Source organism: Neorhizobium sp. T25_13, from assembly GCF_002968675.1.
GTDB classification, from domain to species: domain Bacteria; phylum Pseudomonadota; class Alphaproteobacteria; order Rhizobiales; family Rhizobiaceae; genus Neorhizobium; species Neorhizobium tomejilense.
On sequence record NZ_PVBI01000009.1, the window covers coordinates 158,938 to 177,774 of the forward strand.

Sequence of the window (18,837 nt, forward strand, 5' to 3'; positions counted from 1 at the left end):
GCGGGTCTTGCCTTACCAAAGGCCAAGGCCTGTGGTTGAATTCACAAGGGAGGCAACAATGAAGATCACCAAGCTTGAAACTGTGCGCGTTGCAGAGCGTGCGAACCTGCTGTGGGTACTGGTCCACACCGACGAAGGAATTACCGGCCTCGGCGAAACCTTTTTCGGGGCAGAGACCGTGGAAAGCTATATCCACGAATACGTGGCTCCGCGGGTCATCGGCCGCGACCCGCTGCAGATCGACCTCCTGGCGCAGGAACTGGTCGGTTATATCGGTTTTCGTTCCTCAGGCGCGGAAGTTCGCGGCAATTCGGCGTTCGATATCGCCCTTTGGGACATTTTCGGGAAGGTCACGAACCAGCCGATCGCCCAGCTGCTCGGAGGCTTCAGCCGCAGGGAAATCCGCACCTACAATACCTGCGCGGGGACCGAATATATCAAGAAGGCGACCGGCCAGGCGACCGCCAACTACGGTCTGACCGGTGGCACCAGCTATGACGATCTGAACGGTTTTCTGCATCGCGCCGACGAGCTGGCCGAATCGCTGCTCGAAGAGGGCATCACCGCGATGAAGATCTGGCCGTTCGACGCGGCCGCGGAAAAAACCAAAGGCCAGTATATCTCGATGCCGGACCTGAATCTTGCGCTTCAGCCTTTCGAGAAGATCCGCAAGGCCGTCGGCGACAGGATGGATATCATGGTCGAGTTCCACTCCATGTGGCAACTCCTGCCGGCCATGCAGATCGCCAAGGCCCTGACACCGTACCAGACCTTCTGGCATGAAGATCCGATCAAGATGGATAGCCTGTCGAGCCTGAAGCGTTATGCGGAAGTTTCGCCGGCGCCGATCTCAGCCTCCGAGACGCTCGCGACCCGCTGGGGTTTTCGCGATTACCTGGAAACCGGCGTTGCCGGCATCGTCATGCTCGACATTTCCTGGTGCGGCGGCCTTTCGGAGGCCCGCAAGATCGCGTCCATGGCGGAAGCCTGGCACCTGCCGGTCGCGCCACACGACTGCACCGGCCCGGTCGTTCTTTGCGCATCGACCCATCTGTCACTCAACGCGCCGAACGCGCTGGTGCAGGAAAGCGTGCGCGCATTCTACAAGACGTGGTACCGGGACCTGGTGACGGCGCTGCCGGAGGTGAGAAACGGCATGATCACCGTGCCGCCAGGCCCGGGTCTCGGGATGGAGCTCAATCCCGAGCTCGATCGAGCCTTCACCGTCAGCCGGCGGACGTCCGACGCCTCCATTCTCTAAGGTGCAATGAAATGACTATATCCTCGGCGACCGTGCTCAAGACCGCGGGCACGACCGGCCCGATGCTGATGCTTCTCGGCATGCTGATGTTTGCTCTCAACGATGCTATGGGCAAGTGGCTGGTCGCGAATTACGGGCTCGGTCAGGTTGTCCTGATCCGCAGCCTTGCAGCACTGATCATCCTCGTGCCGATGGTCTGGAAGGCAGGTCTTGGCAATCTGCTGACCGTCGAAAGGCCCGGCATGCAGTTCTTCCGCGTGGCGTTTTCGACGGCTGAAGTGTTCTGCTTCTATTATGCGGTCATGTACCTGCCGCTCGCCGACGTCATGACCTATTGGCTAGCGGCGCCGATCTATGTTGCGGCGTGCTCGCCCTTCCTGCTCGGCGAAAAGGTCGGCTGGCGGCGCTGGACGGCGATCGCCGTCGGTTTCGTCGGCGTCATCATCACGCTCGAACCCTCGAGCGCCATGTTCAGCATGCCGGCGGTCATTTCGATCGTCGGCAGCGCCGCCTTTGCCTTCATGCTGATCTCCGGGCGTTTCCTGCGAGGCACGCCGGATAGTGCGCTGGTCTTTTTCCAGGTCGTGGGAGCCGGCGTCGCCGGCCTTGCCTTCGCGCCCATGGACTGGTCGCCGATTGCATCGAGCCGCGATCTTCTTCTGCTCGGGCTGCTCGGTATCGTCGCCATGGCAGCCCATATGCTGGTCAACCGCGCCCTCAAGATCTCCGATGCCGCGACCGTGGCGCCGCTCCAATATACGCTGTTGCTCTGGGCCGTGATCTTCGGCTGGATGTTTTTCGGCGACATCCCACGGTTCGGCATGATGGTCGGGGCGGCCCTGATCGTCGCTTCCGGCCTCTTCATCTTCATCCGGGAGCAGATGCTCAAGAAGCGTGAGAGCGTGCTTCCCGCTATTCCCGAATAGAGAAAAGCCCGCGATCACTCGCGGGCTTTCCCAAATGGTCGCTGTCGCGCGAAGCCTTCGGCTTACTTCTTGCGGACTTCCTTGAGCTCGGCGACGATGCCGTCGACCACTTCGGCGCCAATGACAGCCTTGTGCTTCTCATAGACGACCGCGGACTTTTCGCGGATGCGCTGCTGCTCTTCCGGCGAAAGCGTGTTGACCTGCAGGCCGGCCGCCTTGATCTTCTCAAGCGACTTCTTGTTGAGATCGCCGATCACCTGGCGTTCCACATCCCGGCCGACGACCGCGCAGGCGCGAAGGGCAGCCTGCTCGTCCGGGGCATAGGTGTTGAAGATTGCCTTGGAGAACAGGAAGAGGAACGGCGTGTAGGCGTGGTTGGTCTCGGTGACGTATTTCTGGACCTCGAAGAACTTCGAGGTATCGATCGTCACATAGGGATTTTCCTGTGCGTCGATCGCCTTGGTTTCGAGCGCCGAGAAGACCTCGCCGAAGGCCATCGGCGTGGCATTGGCACCGAGGTTCTGGAAGGTGTCGAGGAAGATGTTGTTCTGCATGACGCGAACCTTCATCCCCGAGAAATCTTCCCATTTGGTGACCGGGCGAACCGAGTTTGACAGGTTACGGAAGCCGTTTTCCCAGTAGGCGAGGTTGACGAGGCCGGCGGCATCCAGCTTCTGGTTCATCATGTCGCCGAACTTGCCGTCGAGCACCTTGTGGGCTTCCTGCGGATTGCCGAACAGGAAGGGCAGGTCGAAGACGCCGAGTGCCGGAACGATGCCGACCAGAGGCGACGACGATGTCACCACGGCTTCCTGGACGCCGGAGCGCAGGGCCTGGGTGGCCTGCAGGTCGCCGCCGAGCGCGCCGCCCCAGAAGGCTGTCAGCTTCATCTTGCCGCCGGACTTCTCGTCAAGGCACTTCTGCATGGCGGCGATGCCGTTGCCGACCGGATGGTCGGCGTTGATGCCGTTCGAAACGCGGATGTTACGCGCCTTGAATTCGGCGAAGGCCGGTGCGGCCGATGCGCAGGCGATGGCAAGTGCAGTAGTTGTGAGTAGCAGTTTTCTCATATTATCCTCCCATGGATGTGTGAGACGGGGTTAGCGGAGCCAGCGTGCAGGGACGAGCACGAGGTCCGGGAACAGGACCAGAAGAAACAGAACGATGGTTTCGGCAATCAGGAACGGCCAGACCCCGGCCGTCACCTTGCCAAGCGGAATGCGCGCTACGCCGCTGACCACGTTCAATACCACGCCGACCGGCGGAGTGATCAGGCCGATGGAATTGTTCATGATGAAAAGCACGCCGAAATAGACCGGGTCGATACCAGCCTGCTTGACGATCGGCATGAGGACCGGCGTCAGGATCAGGATGGTCGGTGTCAGGTCGAGCGCAGTGCCGACGACGAGCACCAGGATCATGATGGCGAACATCAGCAGCATCGGGCGGTCGATCAGGGGCTCGATGTAACCGACGATCTCGGCCGGGATGTTGGCCGCGGTGATCAGCCACGAGGACACCAGCGCCGCCGCGACCAGGAACATGATGACCGAGGTGGTCTTGGCGGCCTGCAGGATGACGTGCGGCAGGTGGCTTGGCTTCAGCTCCCGATAGATCACCATGCCGACGAAGAGCGCGTAGGCGGCGGCGACGACGGCGGCCTCGGTCGGCGTCATGATGCCGGCCTTGATGCCGCCGAGGATGATCACCGGCATGCCGAGCGCCCAGGCGGCCCTGCCGGTCACACGCAGCCGCTCGCTCATCGGCGCTTTCGGTAGCGGCTGGACCTTGTCCCGACGCACGGTGATCAGCCAGGCGATGACCAGCGCAACGCCCATCAGGATGCCCGGAAAGATGCCGGCGAGGAAAAGTTGGGTAATCGACACGTTGGCCGCGACGCCGAATACGATGAAGGCCATGGACGGCGGAATGATCGGCGCGATAATGCCGCCGGCGGCGATCAGGCCGCCGGAACGGGGCACGTTGTACCCAGCCTTCGCCATCATCGGGATAAGGATGGCGGCAAGGGCTGCCGTATCGGCAGCGGCCGAGCCCGAAATGCTGGCCATGATGACGGCTGCCATGATCGCGACAATGCCGAGGCCGCCGCGGATATGGCCGACACAGGCAATGGCAAAATCGATGATTCGGCGCGACAAGCCGCCCGAGTTCATCAGCTCGCCGGCCAGGATGAAGAACGGAATGGCAAGCAGGGTGAAGGTATCGACACCTGCGATCATGTTCTGAGCGATGATCTGGGTGTTGAACATGTCCATGTACCACATGAGCACGACGCCGCAGAACATCAGCGAGAACGCGACGGGCACGCCGATCGCCATGGCGCCGAGAAGCGATACGATGAATACGATAAGTGTCATCAGGTACGCTCCGCCATCTGCTCGATCGTCAGGTTTTCACCGGCAAAGATGCTGATCTCCTCTGCCGTCGCGCGGCCGGTGACATAGCGGAACAGCCGCTCCAGCGCTATCAGCGACAAGCCGGCGCCGGTAAACAGGCCGATGCCGTAGACCCAGATCATCGAAATGCCGGTTACCGGCGCGCTCATGCTGGCGTTGATCTCGAACTGCTGCCAAGTCCCCCAGAAAAAGATCATCGAGCAAGCGAGGATGACGAGGTTAGAAAGGATCATGCAGACCAGCCGGCCCTTGCGGCCGAAAAGCGCCACGACGCTTTCGACGCCGAGGTGGCCATGTTCGCGAAATGCGACGACTGCGCCGACGAAGCTCAGCCAGACGAAGAAGTAGCGGGAAAGTTCTTCAGAGACGGACATGCCGGAATTGAAGGCGTAGCGAAGCACCACATTGGCAAACACCATGATCGCCATTGCTGAAAGCAGCAGGATCAATAGGACTTCCAACGCCTTAAAAAAAAGAACGATTGCCTTTTGCATGTTCCCCTCCGAATTCTTACAAGAGCCCGCGCCGTGCGAAGGTCTTCGTCACCGTCGACAACGTCAAATTCCGCTCCGGGCGTTTGCCCCGATGCTCCACTTCATCGACCAGCGGCTCAAGCGGCAGCCTGGACGTCACGATGCGGTTTCCTATTTGGTATGCGATCAGACTCTCCTCCATCGCAAAGATCTCTCCCGCGCTCCCTCAATTGTCAGGATGTCTGACAACCTCCACCTGCGGTATCTCTAAAGAGAGTTTTACTCGCTGTCCAGCGGCCCTTGGTCGCTTTCGGGAAATCCGCTGGATCGATCTAACGAGGCGGCTGACTGGAAGCTTAGTAAACTTTCAATTGAAGGTCGAGACGGCTTGCCGCACCGTGAAGGTGATGGCGCATTGCCTCCCGAGCGCGGATGGGATCGCGGCTCGCAAGCGCATCACGGATTGCGGCATGTTCCGCGATCGTCACTTCGACGATCTCGGTCAACACGGCTGCCTCCCTGGCCGTATTGATGGCCAGATGAATTCGCTCCGCGATAAAACCGAGGAATAGCAGGAAGTATTCGTTATGCGTGGACGCCGCGATCTGGCGATGGAAGGCGAGATCGGCGAGGACGCCTTTCTCGGTCCACTTCTCTCCGCCCGTCATCTGTTCAAGCGCTTCGTCGAGTTTCACAAGGTCTTCGGCTGTGTGATTGACGGCTGCGAGACCGGCCGCTTCAATCTCAAGGGGCAGCCGGAGCTGAAACAGGCTTTGAAAACTCGCGTGGTCGGCAAGATTGCCCTGTTCGATGCGAATCGACTGCCGGTGCTCAAAATCGGTGGCGAACGCTCCCACACCTTGCCGGGTCTCGACCAGACCCTCGTTGCGAAGCTGCGCAATCGCTTCGCGCACGACCGATCGGCTGACGCCAAAGGTCTTCGCCAGAATATGTTCCGTCGGCAGCTTCTCGCCGGGTGCAATCCGGCCATCACTGATCTCGCGCCCGATCTGCGACGCGATCCGTGCGGGCAGATGCTCGTTTCGTCTGATCTGGCTGAAGTCCATTACCACGGCGCCGCCCCTCCCTTGTGACGCTCTTCTATGACTTCCGAATAAAATTCAACTGGCAGCCCGGATTCATCACCATGTCGGGATCGATGGCATTCTTGATGGCCGTCAGCAGCCGGCGCTTGGTGTCCGGAAGGCGCGCATCGAAATCCGCCCGCTTGAGGCGGCCGATGCCGTGCTCGGCGCTGAGGCTTCCCTGGAAGCGGTCAAGCACCTGGTTCAGGATGGTTTTCGACTGATAGATCCTTACGAGCCGCTGCTCATGGGGCAGTTCCACGGATGGCAGAACGTTGAGATGGACATTCCCATCGCCGACATGACCGTAGGAGACGCAAACGCAGTCGGGCAACGCGTCGTGGATCGCCTTTTCGGCCTCGGCGACAAAGGCGGGCACTTTGGAGAGTGGAACCGAAACGTCGCTGCGCATGTGGACACCACGTTTCGCCTGGCCTTCGTTCATCCCTTCGCGGATCAGCCACAGGTTTCGCGCCTGGGCCTGTGATGAGGCGATCGCGCCGTCGAGGACGATTCCGTCTTCCATGACGCCTTCGAGGAACCGCTGCATCAGGTCGCCGATATCGACGAGGCCCGAACCGGAAACCTCCATGAGAACATAGCAGGGATAGTCGGTGGCCATCGGGATCGGCAGGTCAGGGATGGCTTCCCGGGCAAGCGTGAAGGCAAGTGGCGGCATGAACTCGAAGGCGGACATCAAATCGCTGCAGTCGCGCCGGGCGCGGCGATAGAGGGTGATTGCGTCCTCCAAGGAGGCAAGGCCGACAAGGGCGGTCGCCACCTGGTCGGGATTGGGCGTCAGCTTGATCGACACGGCGGTGACAATGCCGAGCGTGCCTTCGGCGCCGATGAAGAGCTGCTTCAGGTCTATGCCGCGATTGTCCTTCCTGAGCGTCGAGAGGCCGTCGAAAATCGTACCGTCCGGCAGCACGACCTCAAGGCCCAGCACCAGTTCGCGTGTCATGCCGTATCGAAGCACGTTGATGCCACCGGCATTGGTCGAGACGTTGCCGCCGATCCGGCAGCTTCCCTGCGCACCGAGCGCCAGCGGGAAGAACATTCCCTCTGCGGCGATCGCCTCCTTCAGCTCCCACAGGATGCAGCCCGCCTCGACGACGGCCGAGAAATCGTCGACGTCGATCTTGCGGATGCGGTTCATGCGTTCCAGGCTGAGAACGACCTGACGCTCCGGCGCATCAGGAATGCCGCCCAGCACGAGGCCTGTATTGCCGCCCTGCGGGACAATCGCGAGGCCGAGGTCACGGCAGCCTTTCACGCAAGCCACCACGTCATCCGTCGATCGCGGCCTCAGGACGGCAACCGCAGCACTGGTCACGTCACCGTGCCAATCGCGACAGTATCGCGCCATCGCATCTGCATCGGTCAGGACAAGGTCCTCGCCAAGCATCGATCGCAGGAGGAGGCGATGCTCTCCGGCCGGGTCAGTTTGCAGGCTCGTCATTCTGCGTGGTTCCTTCGGATGATCAGTCCCCTGGCTGGATAGTGTCGTTTGCCCCGCGCCTTGTCCCGGCGCACAACTATCCTGTTTGCAACGGAAGCATATAAGGTTATCAGACAACCGTACAATATAAATTTGGCGCATCCGGGCAGTCATGTGGTTCGGTCGAAATGGGAGGAAGCATGCATATTCTGATCATAGGCGCGGCCGGGATGGTGGGCCGCAAACTGACGGCGCGTCTCATCGCCAACGGCGGCGTTCTCGGCAAGCCGCTCGACAAGCTGACCCTCGTCGACGTCGTGAAGCCCGATCATCCGGAGGGGTTTTCGGGATCCGTGGTGACGAGCGACGCCGACCTCTCGATGCCCGGCGAGGCCGAGAAGCTCATCGGGTCCCGCCCCGACGTGATCTTTCACCTTGCCGCGATCGTCTCGGCGGAGGCGGAGCTCGATTTCGAAAAGGGCTACCGGGTCAACCTGGATGGAACCCGCTACCTGTTCGACGCGGTTCGCCTCGCAAACGGCGAGGATGGCTATAAGCCGAGGGTCATCTTTACGTCATCCATCGCTGTCGCGGGTGCTCCCCTGCCGTTCCCCATTCCCGATGATTTCCATCTGACGCCGCTTACCAGCTATGGCACCCAAAAGGCGATCTCGGAGCTTCTCCTCTCGGACTACACCCGCCGGGGCTTCTTCGACGGCATCGGCATCCGGTTGCCGACAGTGTGCATCAGGCCGGGTAAGCCCAACAAGGCTGCATCCGGCTTCTTCTCGAACATTCTGCGTGAGCCGCTGATCGGGCAGGAGGCGATCCTGCCCGTGTCGGATGACGTGCGTCACTGGCATACATCGCCTCGCTCGGCTGTGGGATACCTCGTCCATGCGGCGAATATGGATCTCGATCGCGTCGGCCCGCACCGCAATCTTTCCATGCCGGGCGTCAGCGCGACCGTCGGCGAGCAGATCGATGCGCTTCGCCGCGTGGCCGGCGACAGGGCAGTAAATCTCATTCGTCGCGTCCCGGACGAGATGATCATGAGAATGGTTGCAGGCTGGGCACCCGGTTTCGAGGCAAAACGCGCGACCGCCCTCGGCTTTACCGCGGAGAAAAATTTCGACGAGATCATCCGCGTCCATATCGAGGATGAGCTTGGAGGCCGCCTGTGATGAGAAATCCGCGAATGGACTAAGGGGCTTGCCTCAAAAACGAACGGCGGTCTTCGCTCAGATGTCGGAATGCCTCGGAGCGAGGCCGCGTCATTTATATGCGGCGTTTGAACTTTAGCGATTTATTTCATTCTTGCCGCGTATCCTCCATCCGTAGATTTTTCCGGGCAGATCAGCGGTGCTTGAAGGGCTATGCTTGGTGCGGAAGTGATGACCCTGCTGGAATCCTGTCCTCTCGCCGCGCTCATTGTAAACGCGGCGGGCTTCGTCACCTTTGCGAATGCCGAGGCAAGAGCACTCTTTGGCGCAGCCGACACTTTGCATGGCACAGCCATAACCGATCTCCTGCCCGGGTGGCCGCTGGACAATCCCGAGGGTTCGCCGGTTCTCTTGAGCAGCAGGGCAGGGGAAGCCCGGACCTGCAATATCAGAGTTTCGCCATGTCCCGGCTCGGACGAGCCGCTCACCATGGTCTGGATCGATGCCGGCGGCCAGGAGAAATCCGCGGGGCTCGCCGCACGGGAAGCCAATCTTCGTCTGCGATACGTCATCGAGATGTTGCCGCAGGCGGTCTGTGTCTTCGACGCCAAGGACCGTTACGTCCTTTGGAACCAGAAATACGCCGATCTCTATGCCGATATCGCGGAATACCTGACGCCCGGAATTCCGTTCGAGGAGATTTTGAAGATCAGCCTTGCAGGCGGCAGCATCCAGGAAGTGGTGCCGGACCAGGACGTCTGGCTCAGCGAGCGCATGGCGAAGTTTCGACAGCCCGTTTCCCAGGAGGAGCGGCAAATGAACGACGGGCGATGGTTGCGTTATGACGATCGCCGCACGCCGGATGGCGGCGCCATCGGGATGCGCATAGACATTAGCAGCCTCAAGCAACGGGAGGAGTGGCTTCGGCAACTGTTCGACGCCAACCCGATGCCGATGCTGCTCTGCGACGGGGACAGCCTTGCGATCCTTGAAGCCAATCACGCGGCGCTTCAGTTCTATGGCTACGAGAGATCGGTCCTTCTTGCCAAAGCCGTTTTCGACATGCACGCCGAAGGCCAGGGTGAAGAGTTCGCCGCGAGGCTCCGCAATCTCGACGGCAACTGCGAGGCCCGCACCGTCTGGCGCCAGCGAACGGCGGAGGGCCGGGAACACCACGTCCTCATTTATGTCCGGTTGCTCTACGACGGCGGCGATCGACGGCTCCTGCTGACGATCGCGGATGTCAGCGACCGGGTGCTGGCGGAGGCGGAGGCCAACAGGTTGGCGCATCATGATATTCTGACCGGCCTGCCGAACCGTATGCAATTCTACAAAGCGCTCGATGAGGCATTCAAGACTGAAGCGACCGAGGGCGTCGTCATCGTCTACTGCCTCGATCTCGACGGATTCAAGCCGGTCAATGACACATTCGGCCATGCCGCCGGCGACGAGGTCCTGCAGCTTGCCGGTGAGCGATTGCGTTCGGCCGCAGGCGGACATCTGGTGGCCCGCCTCGGCGGCGATGAATTCGCAATCCTCGTGAAAACCGAAGACCAGGCGGATATCGGCCTTGCCGATCGGTGCATATCGGCCTTGAACGCACCTTTCCGGATCAAGGGATTATCGATCAGCATCGGGGTCAGCATAGGTATAGCCGCTGCAAGCGTTGCCGCCGGCGACCGGGAAACGCTTGTCCAGGCCGCGGATCGTGCGCTTTATCGGGCAAAGTCGGCCGGCCGCAACACCTGGCGGATGGCCGAAGACGAGATTATGCCGTTGGCTGTCACGGTTGGCTGAGGCCACGGGCAGAACCCCATCGTCGCTTCGCATCTGATCCTAAGAACGCAGCGGTTCCGGCGGGTTTAAACGTCATTCTCAGGATTGACTGCCATGCGACATCTCATGTTCGTAAAGCTGTTCCATGCTCAACGACGCAACTTCGGCAAAGGGCGTCTGATTGCGGACGCGGCCGGCACCGAGAATGACGACCTCGTCGCAGAAGGAAATGGTGCTGTGGTGATGGCTGACGACGATTGTGGTGCGGCGCCCGGCTCTTAATTTCAACGTCTCCACGATCGATGCTTCGGACAGGCCGTCCATGGCATTGGTGGCCTCGTCCAGGATCAGGATTTCCGGATCGCGGACCAGAGCTCTTGCCAGCGCGATCCGCTGCCGTTGACCAGCCGACAGGCTCGCTCCCCGATAGCCGACGACAGTTTCATATCCGTCAGGCAGCTTCTCGATAAATTCATGCGCTTCGGCAAGCCTCGCTGCGCTTTCCGCCGCGAGGAGGGACGTATCGTGGCCGTAGACGATGTTCTCGAAAATGGTGCCATCCACCAGTTCAAGATCCTGGCTGGCAAGCGCAATTTGTCGGCGCCATGCAGCGGGATCGATTTGGTCGAGTGGAATGCCGTCGACAAGAATATTGCCTTGATCCGGCTCCACAAACCGGCATAGGAGATTGACGATCGTGCTCTTGCCGGCGCCCGACCGCCCGACAATTGCGGTCGAGCGGCCCTGGCGAATGTCGAAGCTTACCGAACGCAGGACCACGGGCCGCGTGCTGGAGCCCGGATACCTGAAGGTCACCTGGTCGAACTTGATCTGCTGGCGGAGCCCCTGGATCGGGTGGCTACCCTGGGGCGCCGCTGGTTTGTCGGAGGAATCCAGCAGCCATTCGACCTCTTCCAGCGCCCCGCTCCATCCCTGGATCTGGCTCCAGGCCATCTGCAGCGCCCGGACATGCGGTTGCAGCCGATAAAGCAGGACGACGAAAGCGACGATGACCGGGAACCCGACCCCGACCTGCCATGCGCTGACAACCACGCCCAGAAAGAGGGCGGAATGCAGCACTTCGGTTAGTGGCGGGAGAGCTGCCTGGCGGCTGTTAAGAACGAAGCCCGCCTTCCGCACCGCATTTGAAGCCGCGTCGAAGATCGTTCTCTCACGCAGTTCCTGTCCGAAGGCGCGGATCAGGCGCCCGGCGTGAACGAGGTGAAGCATTCTCGCGGCAAGTTCACTGTTGAACGACGTGACGTTGCGGCTCGGGCCCTTCAGGCCTGCCGACAGCAAGGCATGGATAGCCTGGATCAGGACAAGCCCAAGCGTGACGCACAGCGACATCTGCCACGAAAGAAGCAGCAGAAATGCGAGCAGGATAACGGCCGCCGATGCATTCACGATCGCCGCAAGGACGGTCTGGACCGCGTCCGAAGCCCGCCAGGATTCGTTGGAGATGATGTTCAGCAGCCGCCCCGGGCTTTGCTGCAGGAAGAACGGGTAGCCGATCGTCAGAAGCTGGTCGGCGAGACGATGCCGGATCGAATGACCGGCCTTGCCATATATGAAATTGGCAAGCACCGCGTTGGCAAAGGCCAGCACGTTCTTGACGGTGATCAATCCGAGAATGGCGGCCGCTATGACGATCAGCCGCGTCTGATCGTCCAATCCGGTTCCCACTCGCTGAAAAACGGCGGAAAGGCCGGCCATTCCCGAAGCATCGCTCTCACCGGCAATGATGCTGAGCATGGGGATGACAAGACCGATGCCGGTGCCCTCGAGCACGGCGCTGCTCAGTCCCAGGACAACCACGATAGCCAGCAGGCCGGTGTTTTTCCCCAGAGCCTCGCGCAGGAGGTGAGAACTCGATGTGAGGAAATCTAGCATGGCGGCGTTTCCCGTTGCGGGCGGGGCAGACGGCTGGGCGTGTCGGTATCCGCCTGGTTCGGCCACCGAACGGCGAGCAAGGCAAACTTGGCTGCTCCGACCAGGTTCATGGCCACGATCGTCAGGTGGGACAGGGAAATCTCCGGATCGAAACGGTAGCCGCCGAACAGTTCCCGCCAGGCCGATCGGGTCGTCCAGCAGAAATGACGAAGCAGCCAGGGGGCCTTGAACGCATGCTTGACGCAAAGGCCGCCGTTTCCAAAGCTGTAATCCCGGTGAAGCCGTTCGATTGCATCGCGTGTGGTTCGGCCGTGAAAGTGCTGGACCGTCATGTCGGGAACATATTCGATTGGAATGCCGAGCTGATGGGCACGGACGAGGTAATCCGTATCTTCTGCGGACCGCAGCGGCCCGCCAGCCCCGAACCGCTCGTCAAAGCGCCCGATGCGGGCTGCCGCTTCTCGATGCATGGTCATGTTGCAGCCGAGCACGAACCCGCCCGGATGAACATCCGGCGTGAAACGGGCCCGGAATCGCGACCGCTTGATTGTGAAAGGCAGATCGCGCGGGCTGCCGAGATCGACGCGGCCACCCCGGACGATACACCGCTCGCCTGCCGAATAATGCCGGTTCAGATCCTGCAGGTAGGAGTGCTCGACGATGCAGTCATCGTCGATAAAGATCAGAAGCCTGCCTCGCGCCCGCTCCATTCCCGTATTGCGCGCGGCAGCGAGGCCAGGCCGTAGCTCCACCATCCACCTGACGGAAACAGCGGATTTGGCCGCGATACGGGATAAACGCGCGGCTGTATCGTCGGTGGATCCATTGTCGACCACCACCAGCTCGCAGCTTAGGGAACAGGCTTCGCAGGCGGCTTCGATCGAGCGGATACATGCCTCGAGCGCGGCCGCTCTGTTGCGGGTGCAGACGATAAAGCTTGCGTCGACAGGGTGATGCGCGTCGGGGGACAAGCGGGGGCTGGCGCGTACGGGTTGCTCGTGCTCCCTGGACATCAGGCGAGCCCTCGAAGCGGTAACACCGTCTTGGCCGGCACCGATTGATAGTACCGTGCCACCCCATCGAGCCTCCGGATCGCCTCTTCCGACATGCGGCTCAACCAGGGTGCCGCGACCGCGGCTCGAAGGCCGTAGCGTTCCCGCCGCCGGATGACATCCCATTTTCCCGTTCGCATAAGAAATGCGTGGGTCAACGCCGGACGCAGCTCGTCAGCAATGAATTGGTAGAGAAAATAGAAGAAGCACAGGGCTCCTTCTGCGTAGCTGCTGGCGCTCGCACCAACTTGCTTGGCGACCTTTTCTTCGATCGCGAGCATGCAATCGGCGGCTCGGCGCACCGTATCCGGCGTAACGGCTGCGCCGATAGCAAGAAGAGCGTCGGGATCGTCGGTAAGAGCCTGTCGTTCAAGGTTCTCGGCGACGATCTTCAGGTGGGTTCGGCGCATTTGCCGCCTGTGCTTGTTGGTAACGCTGTCGCTGTGGATACGATAGGCGATCAGGCTCTCATCGATCATCGCCGCCGGAAACTCACGGGTAATGCGCCTGAAGAGATCGAAATCCTCCGCGTGGACATAGCTTGCGTCATAAACCAGCATATCCTCGGGAATGATGTTGCGATTGTACATCACCGTCGAATGCAGGAAGATCGTGAAGAACAGCGACAATATGTGCCAATCCCCCGACTGATAAATGGGATTTGGCGTGCTGCGCACGACGCGGCTGCCGAGAAGCCGATCGACTTCCGTTCCGCAGATCGCAAGCTGAGGCTGCTGCTCAAAGAGCGCGATTTGACGGGAAAAGCGGGTTGGATAGGAGATATCGTCCGCGTCCATTCGGGCGATCAGGTCACCTCTAGCCAGGGCTATGCCCTCGTTCAAGCTCGCGATCAGTCCGCGGTTCTCGCGCGAGACGATGCGAAGGCGATCGTCAAGCTTCTGATATCGGTGCAGAATATCCAGCGAGAGATCGTTCGAGCCGTCATTGATGGCGACGATCTCAAGGTGTCTGTAGTCCTGGCGCAGGATGCTCTCGACCGCGGCCGCGAGATAAGGTTCGCCGTTGTAGACGGGTAATACGACGGAGATCAGCGGGGAGGACATCGTTCGACTCGCAATGGCGTGGCAAATCGGAGTTCCTGCATTTGCGCAGCCTCCGAAATGGCTGTGGCAGACGGCGCGTCACACGTCGGGTCAAGCTTTCTTGGCGGGACGTACGGGAAATAGCGCTTGAGCCGGTTGAGTGGTTTTTCGAAGGCCAGCCACGAGATCGCGGCCAACGCCAACGTACCCGTGGTTCCTAAGATGAGGCGTCCGAAACCCTGTTCCGAGACGTTGAACGGAATCCACGGTTGTGCACTTACGACGAAGGAGAGGACGATCGGATGGAACAGGTAAACCCCGTAGCTGACACGTCCGACAGCGGTGATCGGGGGCAATTCCAATAGACGGCCGGGAGCTCCCCGCAGACCCGAGGAACAGTATCCGACCAGTACTGTAAGAGGTATAAGAGGAAGAACCTCCAAGCCGATCCAATTCATCCAGGCAAGCGTCGGCGACAGGGGGAGCGGTTTCAGCCACATCAAGATGGCTGTCGCAACGAGCAAGGGTGCCGAACTCAGCCGCATCCAGTGCGGCAATGTCCGTGACCGCGTGCGATGGAGTGCAAGGAGCGCGCCCGCCACCAGCGCGTCCATCGACGCCGGAGGCAGAAGGTCCCGCGCAAGCGACGGCGTCCCCGTGAATGGCCAATAGAATCGATAGGCAAGCGAGCATGCGATGAGAGCGATGCAGATCGGCTCAAGCCAGCGGCGCGAGGCGAGCAGGATGACGAGCGGCCACACGATATAGAACTGCTCTTCGATGCTCAGGCTCCAGGTGTGACAAAGCACCCAGGGCGTCCATTCATCGCGAAGGGCGTACCAGAAATTCGAGAGGTAAAGGGCGTGCCATTTGATGCTTCCGCGGGCCTGCTCGAGGTTGGCCAGCCAGACGAAGCTGAGCACTGCAAAGTACGGCGGGAATATACGCAGCGCCCGGCGAATATAGAATGATCTTATCGCGGTGCCTGGTTCGTACTGGGTGGCAGAGCGCGCTTCCAGCAAAAGCCGGGTTATCAGGAAACCGCTGAGAACGAAGAACAGGCGAACGCCGATATGGCCCCAGTGCGACCCATCGGCCGCGAAAAAATGCGCGTACAGAACCATCGAGACGGCAAGGGTTCTAAGGCCATCCAATTGTCGGTCGCGTGCATGAAGCATGGAGCCCCCCAGTTGCGCAGAACTTGTGATAACTCCCGCCTCGCTCGAATTTTGCCGCCGTGCTTTTGTTTGGAACCCGAAAACTACTTTTGCACTGCGAAAAGTTCAGGTGGAATCCGACCAAACTGTGGCCGCCCACGCCGCTTCAGACTTTAGCCCCGCAATAGGGCAGCCTTTAGTCCTATTCGCAGGCGCAGAGTTTTCGACCGCACGTTGTGGGCCGCTGCTCCGGGACCATCTTCCGATGCGGCGCCAGATTCCCGGTGCGGCTTGATCGACAAGATCGCACGCTCAGCAACCGTGCCTGATGGCCGCATCAGCCGTTTCAGGAGCGCGTTCACCGATACACTTTTATACAAATTCGGACGCCCGCGGCACATCTGTGCGACAAACCTCCGGTAGGTCTTCCATGTGATCGATGGCGCCGGAGCAATAACGTGCTGGCGCCGGTGACAACTCAACATGGGAGAGGTTTCATGGCTCGGCTTTCTATAAACGATATCATCCGTGACGTTGACGTCGAGCCTGACACACCGCTGCTATGGGTCATCCGCGAACAGGTCGGGCTGACCGGTACCAAATACGGCTGCGGCATTGCGCAATGCGGTGCCTGCACGGTTCATATCGACGGAGTTGCGACGCGCTCCTGCGCCATTCCGGTCTCCAGCGTGACCGAGCAGCAGAAGATCGTCACCATTGAAGGCCTTTCGCCGGACCTGACGCACCCTGTTCAAAAGGCTTGGCTGGAACTTGACGTGCCGCAATGTGGCTACTGTCAGTCCGGCCAGATCATGGCGGCGACAGCCTTGCTGAGCGCCAATGCCCGGCCAACCGAGCAGCAGATTCGTGACGAGATGACCAACATCTGCCGCTGCGGCACCTACAATCGGATCAAGGCCGCGATCGAACTTGCATCCAACACGATGGCCGGCTGAGGAGGATACCATGAACACGATCACTGTTTCCCGCCGCGGCTTCCTTGCCAGCGGCGCTGCGGCCGCCGCGGGCCTCACGCTCGGCTTTCACATACCCTTTGCCGGTGACGCTTCTGCACAGTCCGTCACCCCCGAGGTCAATGCCTGGGTGGTTATCAGGCCCGACGACACCGTGGTGGTGCGCGTCGCACGTGTCGAAATGGGGCAGGGCACGCTGACAGGTCTCGCGCAACTCGTTGCCGAAGAGCTTGAGTGCGACTGGGAAAAGGTCACCTGGGAGTATCCGACGCCTGGCGAGAATGTCAGACGCGGCAGGGTCTGGCAGAACTTCGGCACTGCCGGCAGCCAGGGCATACGCCAGTCCAACGAATATGTGCGCAAGGGCGGCGCGGCGGCGCGCATGATGCTGATACAGGCCGCGGCGAATGAATGGAAGGTGCCGGTCGGCGAATGCACCGTCGCCAAGGGCGTCATCACGCATGCGGGCACGGGCCGCTCGACCAGTTATGGCAAGGTTGCAGTGGCGGCTTCCTTATTGACGCCGCTCGCGGCCGACAGCATCACGCTGAAAGATCCGAAAACTTGGACGATCGCCGGCCGGCCGTTGAAGCGTCTGGACACGGCGGAGAAATTGAACGGCCGCCAGGTCTACAGCATCGATATGAAGCTGCCGGGCATGCTGAATGCCGCGCTGAAGGTCTGTCCGGTATTCGGCGGCAAGATCAAGAGCTTCGATGTCACCCAGATTGAGAAGATGCCTGGCTTCAGGAAAGCCGTAAGGCTGGGTGATACTGGCGTCGCTGTGATCGCCGACACCTGGTGGCGCGCCAAGACCGCACTCGACGCCCTGCCGATCGAATGGGATGAAGGCCCGAACGCCAACGTGCAGCAGGCCGATATTCTTGCGGCACAGCAAGAAGGGCTGACGGCCCGCGAAGCCATTCTCGGCAGCAAGAACGGCGATGTACCGGCGGCTCTTGCGAGCGCCAGGCGTACCGTCGAGGCCGTCTATGCCGTCCCGCACCAGCACCATGTCACGATGGAGCCGATGAACGCGACGGCGCTCTGGACGGCTGAGAAATGCGAGGTCTGGACGGCCACCCAGAACGCCGAAGCAGCTCTCGCGACCGCCGCGGAGGTTTCCGGCCTGCCGATCGACAAGAACGAGGTTTACCGGCTGCATCTGGGCGGCGGATTTGGCCGACGCTCGTCGAGCCACGATTTCGTGCGCTACGCCGTGCTGATCGCCAAGGAGATGCCGGGCACGCCGATCAAGACGATATGGTCGCGCGAAGAAGACATGACCCATGGCTGGTATCATCCCGCCACGCAGTGCCGCCTGGTCGCAGGATTTGACGACCAAGATAATCTGAGCGCGTTGCACATGAGGATTTCCGGCCAATCCATCCTCGCAACCCTCAATCCTGACCGTCTGCAAAATGGTCGCGATGCGGCGACATTCCAGGGTCTCAACCCCCAGGGGCCGGAAAGCCAGTTGGGTTATACCGTTCCGAACCTGCTGATCGAGCATGCGATGCGGAATCCGCACGTACCCGCAGGCTTTTGGCGCGGCGTCAACAATAACCAGAACGCCATCTATCTGGAGTGCTTCCTGGATGAGCTCGCGCATTCGTCGAAACAGGATCCACTGGAGTTCCGCCGCAAGTTGATGGCGAACCATCCGAAACATCGGGCGGTGCTCGACGCTGTCGCAGAGAAGGTAGGATGGGGCACGCCCGCGCCTGCCGGTGTCTATCGCGGCATCGCACAGCAGATGGGCTTTGGCAGCTACGTCGCGGCCTGCGCCGAAGTTTCGGTAAGCGAGGCGGGCATCTTGAAGATCCATCGCATCGTCGCAGCGACGGATTGCGGCCATGCCGTCAACCCGCAGCAGATCGCTGCGCAGGTCGAAGGCTCGTTCGTCTACGGCCTTACCGCAGCGCTTTATGGCGAGATCACCGTCGCCAACGGCCGGGTCGAGCAGGAAAATTTCGACACCTACCAGATGCTGCGCATGGACGAGATGTTCGACGTCGAGACGATCATCATGCCGTCAGGCGGCTTTTGGGGCGGTGTGGGCGAGCCGACGATTTTCGTCGCGGCACCGGCGGTGCTGAACGCCATCTTTGCTGCAACCGGCATAAGGGTGCGGCAGGTTCCGCTATCGAAAACCAGCCTCAAGAAGGCGTAAGCA

General features: G+C 60.8%; 16 protein-coding genes. 6 read left to right on the top strand and 10 right to left on the bottom strand.

Annotation, left to right across the window (positions count from 1 at the left end):
• Positions 1 to 58: 58 nt before the first annotated feature.
• A complete protein-coding gene (locus tag C5J22_RS21520) occupies positions 59 to 1,261 on the top strand; it encodes a mandelate racemase/muconate lactonizing enzyme family protein (RefSeq protein ID WP_105439905.1) in 1,203 nt (400 codons plus the stop codon).
• An 11-nt stretch (positions 1,262 to 1,272) separates the two neighbouring features.
• Positions 1,273 to 2,187, top strand: coding sequence for a DMT family transporter (locus tag C5J22_RS21525; RefSeq protein WP_172746740.1), 915 nt, complete (start codon positions 1,273 to 1,275; stop codon positions 2,185 to 2,187).
• Between the two features lie 62 nt (positions 2,188 to 2,249).
• Here the strand turns inward: C5J22_RS21525 and C5J22_RS21530 are convergent, their stop codons facing one another.
• The 6 genes from C5J22_RS21530 to C5J22_RS21550 form a co-directional block, all read right to left on the bottom strand.
• Entirely contained in the window at positions 2,250 to 3,257 is a 1,008-nt protein-coding gene (locus C5J22_RS21530) for a TRAP transporter substrate-binding protein (protein ID WP_105403271.1), read from the bottom strand.
• Between the two features lie 30 nt (positions 3,258 to 3,287).
• Complete coding sequence (locus C5J22_RS21535; RefSeq protein WP_105439906.1) at positions 3,288 to 4,565, bottom strand: TRAP transporter large permease; 1,278 nt, start codon at positions 4,563 to 4,565, stop codon at positions 3,288 to 3,290.
• The gene (locus C5J22_RS21540) at positions 4,565 to 5,098 is read right to left on the bottom strand and encodes a TRAP transporter small permease (RefSeq protein ID WP_105439907.1); all 534 of its coding nucleotides are present in this window, start codon (positions 5,096 to 5,098) and stop codon (positions 4,565 to 4,567) included. The genes C5J22_RS21535 and C5J22_RS21540 overlap by 1 nt, the downstream gene beginning before the upstream one ends.
• 16 nt (positions 5,099 to 5,114) lie before the next feature.
• Entirely contained in the window at positions 5,115 to 5,237 is a 123-nt protein-coding gene (locus C5J22_RS31945; RefSeq protein WP_256386153.1) for a hypothetical protein, read from the bottom strand.
• Between the two features lie 196 nt (positions 5,238 to 5,433).
• The gene (locus C5J22_RS21545; protein WP_105439908.1) at positions 5,434 to 6,144 is read right to left on the bottom strand and encodes a FadR/GntR family transcriptional regulator; all 711 of its coding nucleotides are present in this window, start codon (positions 6,142 to 6,144) and stop codon (positions 5,434 to 5,436) included.
• Positions 6,145 to 6,178: 34 nt separating this feature from the next.
• Positions 6,179 to 7,624 (bottom strand): FAD-binding oxidoreductase, encoded by a 1,446-nt coding sequence (locus C5J22_RS21550; RefSeq protein WP_105439909.1) that lies wholly within the window; start codon positions 7,622 to 7,624, stop codon positions 6,179 to 6,181.
• A gap of 179 nt (positions 7,625 to 7,803) precedes the next feature.
• Here C5J22_RS21550 and denD point away from each other — a divergent pair, with 179 nt between their 5' ends.
• Both denD and C5J22_RS21560 read left to right on the top strand, forming a co-directional pair.
• Entirely contained in the window at positions 7,804 to 8,787 is a 984-nt protein-coding gene (gene denD / locus C5J22_RS21555) for a D-erythronate dehydrogenase (protein WP_105439910.1), read from the top strand.
• 210 nt (positions 8,788 to 8,997) lie between these two features.
• Positions 8,998 to 10,563 carry a diguanylate cyclase domain-containing protein gene (locus C5J22_RS21560; RefSeq protein WP_245440493.1) on the top strand — a complete coding sequence of 522 codons (1,566 nt, stop codon included), beginning with the start codon at positions 8,998 to 9,000 and terminating at the stop codon, positions 10,561 to 10,563.
• Between the two features lie 78 nt (positions 10,564 to 10,641).
• Here C5J22_RS21560 and C5J22_RS21565 read toward each other — a convergent pair whose 3' ends face one another.
• The 4 genes from C5J22_RS21565 to C5J22_RS21580 are packed head-to-tail and all read right to left on the bottom strand — an operon-like array spanning position 10,642 to position 15,708.
• The gene (locus tag C5J22_RS21565; RefSeq protein WP_105439912.1) at positions 10,642 to 12,435 is read right to left on the bottom strand and encodes an ABC transporter ATP-binding protein; all 1,794 of its coding nucleotides are present in this window, start codon (positions 12,433 to 12,435) and stop codon (positions 10,642 to 10,644) included.
• Positions 12,429 to 13,448, bottom strand: coding sequence for a glycosyltransferase family 2 protein (locus C5J22_RS21570; RefSeq protein ID WP_105439913.1), 1,020 nt, complete (start codon positions 13,446 to 13,448; stop codon positions 12,429 to 12,431). Before C5J22_RS21570 ends, C5J22_RS21565 begins: the two co-directional genes overlap by 7 nt.
• Positions 13,448 to 14,551: a glycosyltransferase family 2 protein gene (locus C5J22_RS21575; protein WP_105439914.1), complete on the bottom strand. Its 1,104-nt coding sequence runs from the start codon at positions 14,549 to 14,551 to the stop codon at positions 13,448 to 13,450. The genes C5J22_RS21570 and C5J22_RS21575 overlap by 1 nt, the downstream gene beginning before the upstream one ends.
• Positions 14,536 to 15,708 carry an acyltransferase gene (locus tag C5J22_RS21580; protein WP_105439915.1) on the bottom strand — a complete coding sequence of 391 codons (1,173 nt, stop codon included), beginning with the start codon at positions 15,706 to 15,708 and terminating at the stop codon, positions 14,536 to 14,538. The genes C5J22_RS21575 and C5J22_RS21580 overlap by 16 nt, the downstream gene beginning before the upstream one ends.
• A gap of 476 nt (positions 15,709 to 16,184) precedes the next feature.
• On the opposite strand from C5J22_RS21580, the gene C5J22_RS21585 reads away from it, so the two are divergent.
• Together C5J22_RS21585 and C5J22_RS21590 are read left to right on the top strand one after the other, a co-directional pair.
• Positions 16,185 to 16,643, top strand: a complete 459-nt coding sequence (locus C5J22_RS21585) for a (2Fe-2S)-binding protein (RefSeq protein ID WP_105439916.1) — start codon at positions 16,185 to 16,187, stop codon at positions 16,641 to 16,643.
• A 10-nt stretch (positions 16,644 to 16,653) separates the two neighbouring features.
• Positions 16,654 to 18,834 (top strand): molybdopterin cofactor-binding domain-containing protein, encoded by a 2,181-nt coding sequence (locus C5J22_RS21590; RefSeq protein ID WP_105439917.1) that lies wholly within the window; start codon positions 16,654 to 16,656, stop codon positions 18,832 to 18,834.
• Positions 18,835 to 18,837: the final 3 nt, after the last annotated feature.

Excerpts from the sequence above, each read along its gene's own strand:
- C5J22_RS21520 (WP_105439905.1), top strand. The coding sequence starts at position 59 with ATGAAGATCACCAAGCTTGAAACTGTGCGCGTTGCAGAGCGTGCGAAC.
- C5J22_RS21525 (WP_172746740.1), top strand. The coding sequence starts at position 1,273 with ATGACTATATCCTCGGCGACCGTGCTCAAGACCGCGGGCACGACCGGC.
- C5J22_RS21530 (WP_105403271.1), bottom strand. The coding sequence starts at position 3,257 with ATGAGAAAACTGCTACTCACAACTACTGCACTTGCCATCGCCTGCGCA.
- C5J22_RS21535 (WP_105439906.1), bottom strand. The coding sequence starts at position 4,565 with ATGACACTTATCGTATTCATCGTATCGCTTCTCGGCGCCATGGCGATC.
- C5J22_RS21540 (WP_105439907.1), bottom strand. The coding sequence starts at position 5,098 with ATGCAAAAGGCAATCGTTCTTTTTTTTAAGGCGTTGGAAGTCCTATTG.
- C5J22_RS21545 (WP_105439908.1), bottom strand. The coding sequence starts at position 6,144 with ATGGACTTCAGCCAGATCAGACGAAACGAGCATCTGCCCGCACGGATC.
- C5J22_RS21550 (WP_105439909.1), bottom strand. The coding sequence starts at position 7,624 with ATGACGAGCCTGCAAACTGACCCGGCCGGAGAGCATCGCCTCCTCCTG.
- denD (WP_105439910.1), top strand. The coding sequence starts at position 7,804 with ATGCATATTCTGATCATAGGCGCGGCCGGGATGGTGGGCCGCAAACTG.
- C5J22_RS21560 (WP_245440493.1), top strand. The coding sequence starts at position 8,998 with ATGACCCTGCTGGAATCCTGTCCTCTCGCCGCGCTCATTGTAAACGCG.
- C5J22_RS21565 (WP_105439912.1), bottom strand. The coding sequence starts at position 12,435 with ATGCTAGATTTCCTCACATCGAGTTCTCACCTCCTGCGCGAGGCTCTG.
- C5J22_RS21570 (WP_105439913.1), bottom strand. The coding sequence starts at position 13,448 with ATGTCCAGGGAGCACGAGCAACCCGTACGCGCCAGCCCCCGCTTGTCC.
- C5J22_RS21575 (WP_105439914.1), bottom strand. The coding sequence starts at position 14,551 with ATGTCCTCCCCGCTGATCTCCGTCGTATTACCCGTCTACAACGGCGAA.
- C5J22_RS21580 (WP_105439915.1), bottom strand. The coding sequence starts at position 15,708 with ATGCTTCATGCACGCGACCGACAATTGGATGGCCTTAGAACCCTTGCC.
- C5J22_RS21585 (WP_105439916.1), top strand. The coding sequence starts at position 16,185 with ATGGCTCGGCTTTCTATAAACGATATCATCCGTGACGTTGACGTCGAG.
- C5J22_RS21590 (WP_105439917.1), top strand. The coding sequence starts at position 16,654 with ATGAACACGATCACTGTTTCCCGCCGCGGCTTCCTTGCCAGCGGCGCT.